The organism is Candidatus Nanopelagicales bacterium (assembly GCA_030700225.1).
Lineage (GTDB): Bacteria > Actinomycetota > Actinomycetes > S36-B12.
The window spans coordinates 1-15,220 of sequence record JAUYJT010000049.1 but is presented as its reverse complement, the minus strand read 5'-3'; the positions used below and the strand labels follow the sequence as shown (position 1 = coordinate 15,220).

Here is a 15,220-nt window from a genome sequence, read left to right as displayed (position 1 = left end):
GGACTGCTCCCGTTCCTGGTCAGTGCGGTTCGCCGGAGTCGGTGTACACCAGGAGCTTCCCACATCCACGAGTGGCGGTGACGGCTCCAGGCAGGGTCAGCGGCCCCTGCCCATGCCAATCGGTGATCAGTCGGTCGACCTCCGCGACGTGGGCCGCGGTCAGGTCGTCCTCCGGACACCCCTTGTCGATGAGTCTGGTCCGGATCACGCGGCCGCGGATGGCGGCCGACAAATCCGCCAGAGCGCCAACACCCCAGCCTGTCGAGTTCAAGGCATCGAACTCGCGCACAGCCCACTCGTCCAGGACGTCGGCGTCCATACGCGCCAGACGAGCTGTCCGCGCGAGCGCTTCGGCGATTCCAGGTCCAAGCTGCTGTTCAAGCACGGGCATCACGACGCGGCGCACCCGAACCCGGGCGAAGCTCTGATCCTCGTTGTGAGGGTCCAGCCAGGCCTCAAGCCCCCAATGCGGCAAAGACGCCGCGACCAGATCGCGGCGCAGCCCAAGCAGAGGCCGGACGAACACGCCTCGCCTTTCGGGCATGCCAGAAAGGCTGCGGATCCCACTCCCGCGCGCAAGACCCAGTAGCACCGTCTCGGCCTGGTCATCCAGCGTGTGCCCCAGCAGCACCGCCACCGCCCCGACCCGGTCCGCGACCTGTTCAAGCGCCGCGTACCGAGCATCCCGGGCCGCCGCTTCAAGCCCCGACCCTGTGACGACCACTTCCACGGACTCGACAACGACGGGCGATAGCCCTAGGTCCTCGCACTGCTTCGCGGCCGTTGCCGCGACAGTATCCGAACCGGGCTGCAGGCCATGGTCTATCAGGACGGCGCCGACGTGAAGCGACCGCCGCTTCGACAGGTCGCTGGCCGCGGCGGCCATGGCCAACGAATCAGGGCCGCCAGAGCACGCGACCAGAACGAGGGCATCCGTCGCTTCGGGGAGGGCCCGGCTCACCGCCGCCCGGACCTGCCTAGCGGCGAGGTCTGCCTCGCGGTGACCGCCGCTCATCCGAGTACGCGACGAACCCAAGCGGCAGGGTCGGCGATCTCGGCCTTGCGCGGCAGGGTCTGGGGGGATTGCCACACCTGGTTGAACCCCTCTACCCCCGACATCTCGAGAACGCGGTCCACGAAGATCCGCCCGTCAGCATACTGGCGCATCTTGGCGTCCATCCCCAGCAATCTGCGCAGCAAGCCTTCACCCGCCGAGGGGCTCGACCTGCGCCTGTTGAACTTCGATCTCAGCTCCGCGACGGACGGGATCACTTCCGGTCCAACCGAATCCATGACCCACTCGGCGTGGCCTTCCACAAGGGACATCAACGCCGTCAACCGGGCGAAGACCTCCCGCTGAGCCGGAGTCTGCACAGCGTCGATGATGCTCGCTCTGCGATCGCCGGCGAGGATGCGCACAACTTCGAGCCCAACCACGCCCAGCCGCTTCAATGCCGCGGCACCGTCCAGATCCACGCCACCGAGAAACACGTCGATCTCTGACCGGAAGTAGTCCGACAGCCACGAGACGGCGCCGAATTGGACGCGGTGGGTCTCCTCGTGAACACATACCCACATGCGGAAGTCAGCGGCGGGCACCTCCATCTCGCGCTCGGCGGCCACGATGTTGGGGGCCACCAACAGCAGCCGCCCCGCTTCCCCCGTCGGTGTGAACGCCTCGTACTGACCCAGCACCTTGGTAGCTAGCCAAGACAGCGCCGCGCCGAGTTCCAGCGCGGATGCCTTCGCGCCAAGTTGACCCGCTGCCAGAGCGGGTCGTTGGGCAAGCATGCGCTGCTCCATCGGCTCCAGGACTACGCGCAACCCGTCCACGTTGGACCTGATCCACGTGGCGCGGTCCACAACTGTCGTCTCGTGGACGGATGGGTCAGCGATCAGACCGGTGACTTCACGCACCGGCGTCACTGCTCGGGCAGCCGTATCGGTCAGAGCCGCGACTGCCTCATTTGCCTCATCCGCCGCGACATCGGGGCCCGCGGGCGCCAACCGGACCCCCACTCCGGCAGCGGTGGCCCAGTCGATCATCGGCATAGGTCGACCATACGTGCGCGCCAACCCGGCCGTCGCACCCCCCGGCGCCAGGCTTGAGACCTGGCGTCAGCCCTTCGGGAAAGAGCAGCCACAGGTCGCCACCTCAGCAGCGATTCGATCAATCTCGTGACCGGCGTCGGCTGATGAGCGTGCTTCATTGGCGATCGAGGCGAACACCAGAACCCGCCCACTGGCCGAACGCACGAACCCCGCGAGAGAACTCATGCTCGTCAACGTGCCTGTCTTGGCCCGCACCAGACCCGCACCAGCCCGCGTGTCCACTTGTCGGAACCGGTTCCTCAAGGTGCCACTCACGCCAGCGACCGGCAGCCCGACTCCGATGGCCCACAGGTCGTCCTCACCGCGCACGACTCGGGAGAGGATGTCAGCGAGGCCCCGGGGCGAGAGTCGATCTTGTTTGGACAGTCCACTTCCGTCCGCGAAATTCGCCCCCAGCGCCACGATCCCCAAATCACTCAAGGCCTTGGTAACCGCGCGACCTCCCCCGTCGAAGCTGCCCCCGAAGCCCGCCGCGATGCCCGCGAGTCGGAAGAGGCTCTCGGCCATGTCGTTGTCAGAAAGGGCGAGCATCTCGCCGACGAGACGGTACAGCTGCGCCGAGCGCACCTCGGCCACATCTGCAGCCCCCGACGGCGACGTGCCTCGGTCAACTGACGAGACCGAGATCCCGGCTTTGCGCAGCAGACCAGCGAACGTGTCACCGGCCGCCTTGGCCGGATCTGGGGCCGCGGGGCCGAACCTGCCTGCGCGACCGTGATCGACCATCAGGGCCTGCACGGGCGCGACGATGCCCGATCCCCTGTAGTAGGCCGGCCACTCCGGTCCCCAGCTCGGGCCCGAGAACAGCGAATCATCCACATTCAGGCGCACACTTGACACGCCTTGCGATTCCAGCGCGGAGACGGTGTCCTTGGCCAGACGTCTCAGCGAGGTGAATGGATGATTGTCGGCGGTGTAGGGCTCGGACTTGGGCCTAGCCGTCGCCAGACTCACGTCCCCGCCACCTACGAGAAACAGGTCGCCTGACTCGCGTGTGGTCTTGGTGATCAGGCGAGAGTCGGGTCCCATGAGCCGTAGAGCCGCGGCCGCAGTGGCGATCTTGATGGTGGACGCGGGGATGATGGCAAATCCCGCGTCGTCGTCGTAGAGAACTTCGCCACTGGTCGCATCTACCACGACGGTGCCGGCCTGCTTGCCCATCGCCTTCCCCCGGGCCAGCTTGTCGACGCGGCGGGAGACCTCAGCGGGATCCTGACGCGGTGCCGGGGAGTCAAGGACAGCCGCGGGCTTGAGTACCTGCGCCGACTCCGAACCCGCCAGCGCGGGAGCGGCCACCACCGCCGCAGCCAGCAAAAGCATGCTCCCAGCCAGGACCTTGCCCCTGGCGCGCATCACCGCCCCCAACCCAACTCCTCTAGCTCAGTGGCTCAACCCAGTGGCGACTCGGGCTCCCAGGCACCAGGATGATCCCGAAGCGCGGGTGCGGGAACCCCCCGGAAACGCCAACAGATCAAGGAGCCACCAATGGAACCCATGATGTTTGACGTGACCATCGAAATCCCTGGAGGAAGCCGCAACAAGTACGAGTTCGATCACACGACTAATCGAATCCGCCTTGATCGCCTCCTCTTCACGTCGACACGCTACCCCCATGACTACGGATTCGTTGACGACACCCTCGGGCAGGACGGGGACCCGCTCGACGCCCTAGTCATTCTCCAAGATCCAACGTTCCCGGGCTGCGTGATCAACTGCCGCGCCCTCGGGATGTACCGGATGAGCGACGAGATGGGCGGGGACGACAAGGTCCTGTGCGTGCCATCCAACGACCCCCGAGTGGAGCATCTGCGCGACATCCACCACGTGCCGGAATTCGACCGGATGGAGATCCAGCACTTCTTCGCCGTTTACAAGGAACTTGAACCAGGCAAGTCCGTCGAGGGCGCGACGTGGGTGAACCGGGCCGCCGCCGAGCAGGAGATCCGAGACTCGTACAAGCGCCATGACGATCTGCGCGAAGCTGAGCGAGAGGCATGGCGCCTGGCCCACAGCGAAGCGGAGGGCAGCGAAGTGGACGGCGCGGATCTCTAGGCAGCCGCCGGAGAGCACCGGGAGGTGACCACCTGATGACCGCCAGCCCGACGCCGGTGGACATGTCGCCCGCACGACTGCGCCTTGAGGTCCTGGTCGTCATGTGGGTTTCCCTCGGCGCGACCGCTGTGCGCGCCGCGTTGGTGTTCATCGAACGACTCACGTCCGGTGTTCCACTCGACGAACAGCGCGCGTCGATCATCGCGCCCTACACCCCGGATCGCCCGTGGCTCGACCTGGCGTTCCAGGTGGCGGGGATCCTGCTGCCCCTTGGCGTCGTGGTGCTCGTGGCGTACCTGCTGCGATCTTCCGGCGAATCGATGGAGTCCATAGGCGTAGACGCGTCACAGCCACGCCGGGATCTGGGCCGGGGCGCGCTCCTAGCCGCCGCTATCGGCCTATCCGGGCTGGCCTTGTACCTGGCCGCCTTCCGATTCGGGGCCAGTGTCCAGATCGCCGCCGTCACGCTTGAGGGCAACTGGTGGGACATCCCTGTGCTGCTCTTGGCGGCCGCCGAGAATGCCCTGCTGGAGGAGATCGTGGTCCTGGGCTACGTGATCCACCGGCTGATGCAGTCGGGCGTATCCGCGCGGTGGGCAGTCGTTATCAGCGCCGTAGTACGCGCCTTCTATCACCTGTATCAGGGCATTGGCGGATTCGTGGGGAATCTGGTGATGGGTCTGCTGTTCGGATGGTTGTTCCTACGTTGGCGCCGGGCGACGCCGATGATCGTCGCTCATTTCCTAATCGACGCTGTCGCGTTCGTCGGATACGCCGTGCTGGCTGACCGGGTCGACTGGCTTCCCTGAGCGGAGTTTCGCGTGGCCGAAGCTCCGCTCGGCCGCCATGCCCGGCGCGCCCTGTCAGCCAACGTCAGTGGCCAGTCAGCCAACGTCAGAGACTTGCCAGCCAGCCCAAGTTGAACTCCATCTCCTTGTCGGAGGCGGACCGCGTCTGGTCGTGAGCGATCTTCTCGATCTTGCGCCCTACCAGCGGCAGTGAGGAGTGGATGTCGAGGTCTAGCGCCCAGTCCGACTCACCTTCGCCAGCGGCCACGATCGACATCGAGCCCTTCATGGTGATGGGCTTGCCAGGAGAGTCGATGATGAGCTCGCATGAGTACCCGGCCCCGTCCTTGCTCCAAGTCTCATGCTGAACCAGATGGTTCGTCTCGCCAAGAATCTTCTTGGCGAAGTCCGGCATGTCCGCCGCGACTTCCCGGTCCACCTCGACCGCGACCCCGTCCCCGGATGGCTCGAACTTCGTGACCTCGAACTTGATGTCCTCAAGATGGGCGTACTTGGCCTCAAAGTAATCCCTGCTCCGCATCATCGCGATGAGCTTGTCCGGCGACGCTGGGTAGCGATCGATCTTGCTGAGCTGTGTCGACACTTGGCTCCTCCTTTGCGGTGGCGCCATCGGGCGCTTGTGACGAAGTATCGACGAAGCAAGGCCCCCGATTCCTGCTGAGCGCGGACCATTGGGGCAGGATGTCCCCAACACGCGGAAGGGGATGTTGTGCCCGACGCAAGACTCCTGGCAGGTGCCGCAGCGCTTTTCGGCTTGGGAGCCGCTGGTTTCGGGATGCCGGCCCCGCTTCCGACCCGTTCGCAGTCCATCGAGACGCTGGAGTATGACCCTCCGGACCCGGCCTGGCCGGACCTGCTCCACAAGTGGATAAACACGGCCTTCCGAGGACTCGTACCGCGCGCTAGCACCGCGGAATTCGTCGGCAGCGGCCGGCTAAGACTCGGGCGCTCGCCGTGGCTGCCGGTCCAATTCCGCACCGCACATGTGCTCGGGGAGGAGTTCGTCGCGGAACTTTCGGCGACGTGGTTCGGCCGACCCGTGCTGCGCGCGATGGACGCCTACGTCATAGGGCGGGGTATCTCCCAAGTCCGTGGCAACGTGACCACCGGGCCCGGCTTGGACATCGCGGCGGTGCCGTACCTGTGGTCCGAGGCGATGCTCGTCCCGGCTGTTTGGGGAAGACCCGAGGTGCGCTGGACTCAAACCGCGGACGACAGCCTGACGCTCGAAGTAGCCCCAGGCGGGCGGGCAGCGGCTCCGCTGATCGCGTCTGTGACCGCCGACCCCGACACCGGTCTTCCATCGAGCTTCTCGGTCGAGTGGCGGCCGAAGGACCCTGAGGGCACCGAAGGCGCGGGGTGGCAGGTGTCCTATTCCCAGTGGCGGGATACGCCGATGGGCTGGGCTCCCGGTCTTGAGGAAGTCACATGGGCCGACGAGGGCAGTCCCTGGTTGCGGATCCGTCCCGAGGCGCCCTCGCTGCAAGTCGACATAGCCGAACGCCTGGGGTCGGCCCGGGGCTTGCTCCGCTCTGGACCTGAACCATCGGAGCGCGGTGCCGAGGAGCGAATTTCGTGACCTTTCTGAGGCATTCGGGACGTGGCCGAACGGCCCCGCGCAACGTAGTCTGATCCCATAGGGGGATCTCATTCCCCCTCTTCGCCGCGGAAGGGCGGTGTCATGGCCGCCGCGCCGCCGCTCAGATTGGCGACCGCGATCTTCGTCGTCGGCGCTATGGTTGCCGCGCTGTCTCCGGGCGGGGCTACCGCGAGCGTCGGCGGCACATCCTCCGCGAGTACGGCTGGCGCCTCGTTCAAGCGGGGATACGACGATTACCTGACCCGGTCGGGGAACCGCGGCTACGACGTCAGGCGGTATCGCGTAGCGCTGGTCTATGACGCCAAGAGCCACGGGATTTCGTCAGCCACAGCCGTGGTCGCGGCCAAAGCTACGTCCGCGCTGAGGGTCTTCTCGCTCGACGCCAAGGCGGGCTTGACCGTTGCCTCCGTGGACGTGAACGGGCGAGCGGCGACGTTCAGGCAGCGGGCGGGCAAGCTCATCGTTTCCGGATTCGGCACGATCGCGGCCAGCGACCGGTTCGCCAGCCGCATCAGGTATTCAGCGAAGCCACGTCCGCTGACTGACCCGTCAGGGCGGGGTAAGTACGGCTGGCTGAAGACTCCGGGCGGATCTGTCACGTACTCCGAGCCAGACGGAACGTCCACGTGGATACCGTCCAACGACGTGTTCTACGACAAGGCCAAGTGGCGCGTTGCTATCACTACGCCGAAGGGCCTGCTGGGGGTGTCTACCGGGAAATCGGTGCGGATCTCACGCTCGGGCGATGGACGCGTGCGCAGCGTGTGGCGGATGGACGTTCCGGTCCAGCCCTACGCCCAAGTCGTAGCAGTGGATGCCTTCGACTACAGGCGCGGGCGGATCGCCGGGATTCCCTCCTTCACCGCTGTGGCGCGCTCGGCGCCGGTGTCGGTCCGGACGATGGTCAAGCGGACGAAGGCCGCGATCAAGTGGCTGACCCTCAGGCTCGGTAAGTACCCGTTCCCGAGCGCTGGGGCGATCGTGGTGTCAGGCGGGGACTCCGCGATGGAAACGGCCGGAAGGCCTACCTACAGTCCTCAGTCGGACTACGTCAGCCGGTCAACCATCGTCCATGAGCAAGCCCACCAGTGGTTCGGCAACACGCTCACCGCGAGATCAGCCCGAGACATGTGGCTGCATGAGGGATTCGCCACCTACCTGGAGAACGTCGCAACGGCTGAGAGGTCGGGCCGATCGCTAGACGACATTGTCCACGAGCAGTACGTCGTGGACGGCTGGGCCAAGCGGCGCCACGGCCAGTTCCGGCGCGTGCCGTTGAATGACCCGACGCCGAAGTTCCTGCTCGAAACGACTCCCTATTTTCGTGGGCAGGCAGCCGTCCACGCGCTGCGCTCAGAACTGGGAGCGACAACCTTCTGGCGGGTTCTCCGGGACCTGGGCTCCGGCTCGTTGGGCCCATCCACTACTACGAACGACACTGTCGCCAGGATCAGTGCACTCTCGGGCCTGAGCGCGGAACCTTGGGCCGACGAGTGGGTACGCTCCACCGGCTACCAGAGACTGCCCGCAGACCCGAGCCGTAGGCAGGTACTCACCGAGATCGGCACTGAACTCCTGCGAGCGGCCGCCAACTGGTCCGCGGTTAAGCGTGGCACTGTCGTGGCTGGCCTGAGGAAGGCGATCACCAGCTACTCGCCCATGAATCACCTCGTCATCGACTCGGCGCGCAAGGTCAAGGTCGGCGGCAAGACGCGCTGGCTGGCCGACTTCCACACCACGCCGTCACCGCTCTATCCCAGCGAATTCCGATCGTGCTTGGTCTTCAATCCGCATGGCCCAGGAATCTTCAGCGCTGCGTGGCTGGCCAAGCAGCCAATCTCGTCTAACTTCCGCGCGAACACGCTGACGCCAGCGCAGTGCCCCTAGGTCGTTGTCCGTTGCCCCGGCGAAGCGGCCGTTCCGAACAAACGCACTCGTTGGGGTACAGACGCGCCCGTTTGAACGGTAGTTTCCTTGCGTAACGTGCGCTTCTGTCGGGAACGGCCGCTTCTGTGACAAGCGACGCTGGACCACGCGGCCGCGAACCGCTACGGCCAGCGTCTACCCGGCGGCGACCCCAGCATCGCCGCAGTCCGCGACGATGGGACTGCCCGCGAGGAACGCCAGCACCGACGCGACGGCTTGAGGGTTAGTTGGCACTTGACTATGACTCACCGTGCCCGAGCAGTAGTCCTGAATACGCACTATCCGCGCGCCCGACAGCTCGCTAGACGCCGGGGGCAGGATCACGTCATCAGTGCCGCTGTATACCGACAGCCACAGGTCCCGCGTCGCTGGATCTGGCAGATTAGCCAACAGGTTCGAGCCCGGGCGGAGCTGCTGACAAGCCGTCGGGCACATCCCACCGGCCGCCCCAAGATCGGCCAGGCCGGTCCCTTCGTGCGGAGTGGCTAGAGTGACGACCCGCCGGAACAGGTCCGGGGACTCCGAGGCTGCGATCCGTGCGATGACTCCTCCAGCGGAGTACCCGATCAGATCCGCCGGGGGCTGACCCGTGCGAACAAGTTGCCTCGCGCGACGGTCGACTTTGGCCGCGTAGACCCGCAGGTCACCTTCCCCATTGCCGATCCCGACTATCTCGACGCTTATGCCCTTGCGCTGCAGCTTGCGCCGCAGAAGCTGAAGCGATTCCGTGCCTCCGCCGTATCCGGGAATCAGCATGACGGTGCCCTGGGGCCCAGGATCAGGGGTTACGGCCTCGGTCTTGCCGGGCTGCGGCCACCACAACACAGCAGCGACACCGACCGACGCGAGCAAGACGGCGCTGGCCACCAGGACGAGCACCCACCTGGATCTCACGACACCCACCCCCAACCCCTTGGCCTAGTAGCGCCTACCGCGACTGTCCCTCCGATTATCGCCGAACCGATTGTCTCTCGCGGCGCTGCCTAGCGCCCTGTATCCTGCTTTGGCCGCCCTAGCCGGGCGCCCCGCCGCCTTAGCTCAGCTGGTAGAGCGACGCACTCGTAATGCGTAGGTCGTCGGTTCGACTCCGACAGGCGGCTCGCTCGTCCGACCGGCTGTCACGTCATGCCCCGTGCGGGTCACTCCCCAGGCCGGAGCCCCAGGCCGGAGCCCCAGGCCGGAGCCGCGTTCCACGCCCCCAGGCCGCCTCCCAGTGATCTTGTTGCGAAAACGGCCAAATATGGCCGCTTTCGCGTTCTGGAGTGGCCGGAATCGCTACAAGATCACCACAAGCCATGGCGCAGGCCCCGGGCCGAGTCAACCCATCACTCCAGCGGACAGCGCTTCACCCGGGCTGAGCAGAGATGCAGGTCCGAATCTCCCGGATCACGCTGTCCGGACGCTGGGTCAGGTCCTCCCAAGTGAACCGAAGCACCGTCCAACCAGCTCTGACGAGCGCGTTCTGCCGACGACGATCACCCTGGAAGCGCGATTCATCTGAATGCCAGGCCCGGCCGTCCACCTCCACCGCAACTCGCGGCTCAACGAACGCCACGTCAAGCACGGCGACTCCTCGGCTGAGCGGCACTTGGAGGTTCGTCACCCACCCCGTCACTCCCGCCGATCGGAGAAGCTTGACCAGCCGCAGCTCCGCCTCGGATCGAGCGCCGCTTCCCACGTCAACGAGAACCCGCCGAAGCTGGGCGGCCCCGGCGCGCCGATTCAGCCTCAACGCGGCCTCATAGAGGAACCCGAGCGAGACGACGTGGGTCTGTAACGCGCGATAGGCGACAGAACGCGCGTCTGCGACCGGAAGGAATCTCAGCAGATCGATCACGACGTCGGCAGACCTCGCGAGGCGCCAAGTGGCCATGGCGTGAGAACGCACCCCGGGGTGGGTCACGAATCGCGCGGCGATCCCCCGGCGCGGGCGCCCAACCGCGCAGGGTCTAGTCCCGAGCCCGACCCCGAGCCAGGGCCCGGTCCCGATCAACGCCGCTGCCGAAGGCCCGGTAAGGACGACGCCCGGCAGTTGCATGCCGAGCGCCCGAGACCTCGTCGCCAGATCATCGGGCGTCCCCCGGAGACGAAGCACCGACCGGCTGTACGGCTGCCACAGTCCCTCGGCGATCCGTCGGCGCAGCGTTCGGGGCGACACGCCCATCTCGTACAGCTGAGCGCGCAGGACCAAGCCCTTCTGACGGGCTGCCAGGTCCAGCGTGCGGGATGTCATGGTGTCGTTCACGGCAGCTACTCTGCCTCGTCCGGCGCTGTCCGTGCCGACGTTGTCCACAGGGCTGCGACGTGCGAACGGACTCCCCGTGATCTTGTCGCGCTTTCGGCCATTTCAGATACGAGAAGCGGCCACATTTGGCCAATTTCGCGACAAGATCACCTGGGGCGGTGGACGGGCTGGAGGCGGCGCGGGCTTCGGCCCCGGAGCCGCCCAACCCGGCCCCCACCGAGCATGAAGTGCCCCCAAGCGAGCACACTTGTTTCATGTTCGCCAAAACCGCCGTTGCACTCGCCGCGTCCGCTGCGCTCGCCCTCGCTGGCTGCTCCGTGTCCCTGTCCGGTCCCACGCCGGACCCGTCAGCACCTCCGACGTCATCGGGCCCTGCGCAGTCCTCCCTTGGCAACACCTACACCAACGACAAGTACGGCTTCTCCTTCGACTACTCCGACCAGTTCCGGCAGATCAAGGCGACGGATTGGCGGGCACAAGCCGGAGCCGGCTCGGCCGAGTCTGTCGCCTTCTTCGACACCAGCGGATCGAAGGCAGGCGGCCAGTACCGCGACGCGATGGTGGTCAACGTCTACCAGCTATCACAACCAATCACCGGCGAGAACATCTCCTTGGCCGAGGCCGAGCTGGAAGACAGCGTCCTTCCTCAACTGCGAGCGTCCGATCCGACGATGCGAATTGGACCCCTGAAACCAGTCGAGATCAACGGGATCCCGGGCTTCGTCGCCGACGTCAGCTTCGTGACCGACGGCACCACGATCAAGTCGCGCGCGTACTTCCTGTTCGCCGGTGACATCGAGTACCAGATCCTCGTGCAAGCGGCCGACAGCAAATGGGCCGGCCTTCAACCAACCTTCGACCAGATGGTCCAGTCGTTCCGGGCGTAGGGCGTAGGAGCGTCACAGCCCGTCATTCTCGAGGGCGAACTCGTTGAGGTAGCGCCATGTGCTCTCGCGGGCGCCACCCCCAGTCAACACACCCATGTGACCGCCGTGCGCGAGCTCCATGCGGTAGCTGGGCGCATTTGGAACCAAGGACTCCAGGTGCTCCACCGATGCTTGGGGGCCGAACACGTTGTCGGCGTCGCCCGCGATGGTCAAGACAGGAACTTCAACGGCATCCAGACTGATGACCCGATCGCCCACTCTGAGCTCACCGTCGGCGATCTCGTTCTTGGTGATGAACGCCTTGTACATCTGGGTGATCGTCTTGCCCGGGTAGGCCTCCATCGTGTCCATCATGGCGTCGACCGCCTGAATCTGCGCCAGCACATCGGGCCGGTCTCGCATCTTCATGACGAAGCGGGGCTTCTGCGCCAGACGGATCGGGTCAGCGAACCTGAAGCCCAGGGCGTTGATCTTGCCCGGAACGCCACCGATCTGCCGGAAGAGAGTAGGGGCGATCCGGCCGCCGGTTACGTCCGCGGCTATCCGCACGGGCTGTAACAGCCAGAGCTTTGAGAAATCGAACGGACTGGCGATCGCGGCGATGCTCGCGACCGGAAGATCAGGATGAGCGGCCATGGCGAAGAGCTCCAGGATTCCGCCCAGGCTCCAGCCGACCAGATGCGAGTCGACGCCGCCAGCGTCCTGCGCCACGGTCCGGATGGCCGACGGAAGTATGCGGTCGATCCACTTGTCCAGCCCAATGTCGGCGTCAACATGAGTGCTCACATGGCCGTAGTCGACCAGGTAGGTAGGGCGCTTCTGCTCGACGAAGAACTCCGCGACGGAGCACCCCTTGCGCAGGTCGAAACACGTGGCCGGCGCGGCGAGTGGGGGGACCAGCAACACCGGCAGCGCTGACGGATCAAGCTCGCCAGTCGGGTTATATCGGCGGATCGCGCAGTGCGGCTCATCGTAGATGACCGTGGACGGCGTCCGCGTCAGGTCCGCTAGCTCCCCGCCGAGCAGGTAGTGGTAGATGTTCCTTACGTCCGAGACGATCTTGTCAGTCTCCGACTTACTGAGCAGTCGTCGCACCATCCTTGAACGGTAGCCAGTCAACCGGCTCGTCGCCCGCGCAGAGCAGCGACCCGGCACCTGTCATCGGATACGGAGACAGGCGGGCCACCAACGACTCAACCCGCTAGCACCTCGGCGAGCTGCCCAAGTCCGAAGTCGAGCTGCTCCTTGGTGACGATGAGCGGCGGAGCGAGGCGGATGGTGAGGCCGTGGGTGTCCTTGCACAGGACGCCCCGCTCCATCAGCTCCTCGCAGTACTGCCGCGCCGAGCCAGCATCAGGGGTGAACTCCACCGCGGCCCAGAGCCCGATCGCTCGGATCTCACGAACGATCGCGCTGGACATGGCATCTAGCTTCGCGCGGAAGTAGACGCCCATCTCAGCAGCGCGTTCGATCAACCGCTCCTCAAGCAGAACGTCCAGTGCGGCTTCGGCCACCGCGCAAGCCAGCGGGTTGCCACCGTAGGTCGAACCGTGCGTGCCCGGCGTGAACAGGTCCATCACTTCGCTGCCCGCGAGGAAGGCGCTGACGGGGTAGCAACCGCCGGAAAGGGCCTTGCCGATCATCACCGCGTCCGGGCGGATCCCAGCGTGCTCGAAAGCGAACAGCTTGCCCGTGCGGCCAAGACCGGACTGAATCTCGTCGAGCATGAGTAGGCAGTCGTTCTGGTCGGCCAACTCACGCAACCCAGCCAGGAACCCCTTCGGCGGGATGATCACCCCGGCCTCACCCTGGATTGGTTCCATGAGGATGGCAGCGGTGTTGGGCGTGATCGCATCCGCCACCGCGGCCAGGTCGCCAAAGGGCACACTCTTGAACCCAGGCGTGAACGGCCCAAAGCCCCCTGTCGTGACCGGATCGGAACTGAAGCCGACGATCGTCGTAGTGCGCCCATGGAAGTTCGCGTCCGCCACGATTACCTCGGCATTGGGGTAGGGGACGCCCTTGACCTCATAAGCCCACTTCCGGGCGGCCTTGATCGCGGTCTCCACCGCCTCGGCGCCAGTGTTCATCAACAGGGCCCGTTCGAACCCGGTGAGCCCGCACAGCTTCTCCAGCAGCGGTGGGTACCGGTCGTTGCGGAAAGCCCGGCTCGTCAGCGACAGCCTCTGGACCTGGTCGATGGCGGCGGCGACGATCCTTGGGTGGTTGTGTCCCTGGTTGACGGCCGAGTAGGCGGCCAGGAAATCCAAGTACCGCTTTCCGTTGACGTCATACAGGTAGACGCCTTCACCCCGGGTGAATACCGCATCGAGCGGACTGTAGTTGTGAGCCCCGAACCGGTCTTCCTGACGGCGAAGCGCTTCGGCTGCGGGCGTGTTCACAACGCGACCTCCATGAGCTGATGTTGAACCGCGGCGTCGCCGAAGCAGGCTGTTCATAGCATGCCAGCCCTTACCCCGTGCGGTTCACTCCGGCACGAGGTCAGGTCAGCCCCGGCGTTCGAAGGCCACCGTTCTGCCACGGACACGCCTGGCGGTTCGCGCCTGGGCGCTGGAGGCGCTCGCCGTCTTGCTCACTTGGGCAGCGGTCTTCTTGGCCGCCGACCTGGCCAGGCCGCCGGTCAGACGCGCCAGGCCTAGGACAGAGGTGAGCGGCACCCTCGGCACGGATGAGGTTTCGATGATCGGCCAGTTCCTGGAAATGGCGAGCTGACGAAGCTCGGGCTCAGGATTGACTACGACGGGGTGGCCGACCGCTTCAAGCATCGGCACGTCGCTCATCGAGTCCGAGTAGGCGAAACATCGCGACAAGTCGTAGCCATTGTCATTCGCCAGCCCGTTCATGACCTCGACCTTGCCGTCGCGATAGCAGAACGGGCCCGCCAGCCGACCGGTGAACAAGCCCGCCTCGTCCCGCTCGGCCGTTGTGCCTGTGCCGAGCTCCATGCCCAGGACCTCAGCGAAGCGGGACACGATCTCGGTGGGGCTGGCGGACAGCACGATGCGGTCCTCCCCGCGACCCTTGTGCAGGTCCAGCACCTTGAGCATCTCTGGACGAACCGAAGCGGCGAGAGCGCCAATGAAATGCCGCCCCAGGGCCTCCACATCCCGGGCGGGATGCCCCTTCACCGCGCGAAGAATCCGTTCGCGCACTTCCTCGGAGCGCTTGTCCGTGGCCCCGCGCAGCAGGAACGAGATTCCGTGGCGCAGGTCTCGCAGAAGCTCCGCCGGCGTCACCAATCCTTCGCGGAACGCGGCCTTGGCCAGGGGGATATTCGCTGAGCCTGGGATCAAGGTCCCGTCAAGGTCGAAGAAGGCTGCCGTCTTCCCTGGCGTCTGATTGGCCATTCATGAACTCCGAGATGTGCGCGGGCCTGAGCTACGGTGTCGTAACCTACGCTATCGTAACCAACGTCCCGGGTTGGAGTCCTGTTGCCTCATGTCAAGATGCCCGCCTACGTGTCTTCGTTGCCTCGCCTGGGAATGCCCGCTTTGAGTTGGCGGTGACGGTGGGTTTCCTGGCGGCTGCTGACTTGGTTGTGGTGAATGTGAGCAGCTCGGCGGTCAGT

14 protein-coding genes and 1 tRNA gene are annotated in these 15,220 nt (G+C 65.7%); 6 read left to right on the top strand and 9 right to left on the bottom strand.

The genetic code is table 11. The features are described from left to right. Positions 1-19 precede the first annotated feature (19 nt). The 3 genes from tilS to dacB all read right to left on the bottom strand — a co-directional run bounded on the left by tilS (position 20) and on the right by dacB (position 3,465). A complete protein-coding gene (gene tilS, locus Q8P38_07380) occupies positions 20-1,015 on the bottom strand; it encodes a tRNA lysidine(34) synthetase TilS (GenBank protein ID MDP4014415.1) in 996 nt (331 codons plus the stop codon). Beyond that, entirely contained in the window at positions 1,012-2,052 is a 1,041-nt protein-coding gene (locus Q8P38_07375; GenBank protein ID MDP4014414.1) for a zinc-dependent metalloprotease, read from the bottom strand. The genes tilS and Q8P38_07375 overlap by 4 nt, the downstream gene beginning before the upstream one ends. A gap of 66 nt (positions 2,053-2,118) precedes the next feature. Then, positions 2,119-3,465 (bottom strand): D-alanyl-D-alanine carboxypeptidase/D-alanyl-D-alanine-endopeptidase, encoded by a 1,347-nt coding sequence (gene dacB, locus Q8P38_07370; protein ID MDP4014413.1) that lies wholly within the window; start codon positions 3,463-3,465, stop codon positions 2,119-2,121. Positions 3,466-3,606: 141 nt separating this feature from the next. Here dacB and Q8P38_07365 point away from each other — a divergent pair, with 141 nt between their 5' ends. Both Q8P38_07365 and Q8P38_07360 read left to right on the top strand, forming a co-directional pair. Then, complete coding sequence (locus Q8P38_07365; GenBank protein ID MDP4014412.1) at positions 3,607-4,164, top strand: inorganic diphosphatase; 558 nt, start codon at positions 3,607-3,609, stop codon at positions 4,162-4,164. A 35-nt stretch (positions 4,165-4,199) separates the two neighbouring features. Then, positions 4,200-4,973 (top strand): CPBP family intramembrane metalloprotease, encoded by a 774-nt coding sequence (locus Q8P38_07360; GenBank protein ID MDP4014411.1) that lies wholly within the window; start codon positions 4,200-4,202, stop codon positions 4,971-4,973. 85 nt (positions 4,974-5,058) lie between these two features. Here Q8P38_07360 and Q8P38_07355 read toward each other — a convergent pair whose 3' ends face one another. Then, complete coding sequence (locus Q8P38_07355; GenBank protein MDP4014410.1) at positions 5,059-5,556, bottom strand: DUF2505 domain-containing protein; 498 nt, start codon at positions 5,554-5,556, stop codon at positions 5,059-5,061. Positions 5,557-5,682: 126 nt separating this feature from the next. Here Q8P38_07355 and Q8P38_07350 point away from each other — a divergent pair, with 126 nt between their 5' ends. Next, positions 5,683-6,552 (top strand): hypothetical protein, encoded by an 870-nt coding sequence (locus Q8P38_07350; protein ID MDP4014409.1) that lies wholly within the window; start codon positions 5,683-5,685, stop codon positions 6,550-6,552. Positions 6,553-6,654: 102 nt separating this feature from the next. Further along, positions 6,655-8,460 carry a M1 family aminopeptidase gene (locus Q8P38_07345; GenBank protein ID MDP4014408.1) on the top strand — a complete coding sequence of 602 codons (1,806 nt, stop codon included), beginning with the start codon at positions 6,655-6,657 and terminating at the stop codon, positions 8,458-8,460. 174 nt (positions 8,461-8,634) lie between these two features. On the opposite strand, the gene Q8P38_07340 is transcribed toward Q8P38_07345, so the two are convergent. After that, a complete protein-coding gene (locus Q8P38_07340) occupies positions 8,635-9,393 on the bottom strand; it encodes an alpha/beta fold hydrolase (GenBank protein ID MDP4014407.1) in 759 nt (252 codons plus the stop codon). Between the two features lie 133 nt (positions 9,394-9,526). Between Q8P38_07340 and Q8P38_07335 the strand changes: the two genes are divergently transcribed. Next, a tRNA-Thr gene (locus Q8P38_07335) sits at positions 9,527-9,599 on the top strand. Positions 9,600-9,844: 245 nt separating this feature from the next. Here the strand turns inward: Q8P38_07335 and Q8P38_07330 are convergent. Beyond that, positions 9,845-10,744 (bottom strand): type IV toxin-antitoxin system AbiEi family antitoxin domain-containing protein, encoded by a 900-nt coding sequence (locus Q8P38_07330; protein ID MDP4014406.1) that lies wholly within the window; start codon positions 10,742-10,744, stop codon positions 9,845-9,847. Positions 10,745-10,998: 254 nt separating this feature from the next. On the opposite strand from Q8P38_07330, the gene Q8P38_07325 reads away from it, so the two are divergent. Then, positions 10,999-11,631 carry a hypothetical protein gene (locus Q8P38_07325; protein ID MDP4014405.1) on the top strand — a complete coding sequence of 211 codons (633 nt, stop codon included), beginning with the start codon at positions 10,999-11,001 and terminating at the stop codon, positions 11,629-11,631. Between the two features lie 12 nt (positions 11,632-11,643). On the opposite strand, the gene Q8P38_07320 is transcribed toward Q8P38_07325, so the two are convergent. The 3 genes from Q8P38_07320 to Q8P38_07310 all read right to left on the bottom strand — a co-directional run bounded on the left by Q8P38_07320 (position 11,644) and on the right by Q8P38_07310 (position 14,999). Further along, positions 11,644-12,729, bottom strand: coding sequence for an alpha/beta fold hydrolase (locus tag Q8P38_07320; GenBank protein MDP4014404.1), 1,086 nt, complete (start codon positions 12,727-12,729; stop codon positions 11,644-11,646). Between the two features lie 95 nt (positions 12,730-12,824). After that, positions 12,825-14,033, bottom strand: a complete 1,209-nt coding sequence (gene rocD / locus Q8P38_07315; protein MDP4014403.1) for an ornithine--oxo-acid transaminase — start codon at positions 14,031-14,033, stop codon at positions 12,825-12,827. A gap of 105 nt (positions 14,034-14,138) precedes the next feature. Continuing rightward, on the bottom strand, positions 14,139-14,999 hold the full coding sequence (locus Q8P38_07310; protein MDP4014402.1) for an HAD-IB family hydrolase: 861 nt from the start codon (positions 14,997-14,999) through the stop codon (positions 14,139-14,141). Positions 15,000-15,220: the final 221 nt, after the last annotated feature.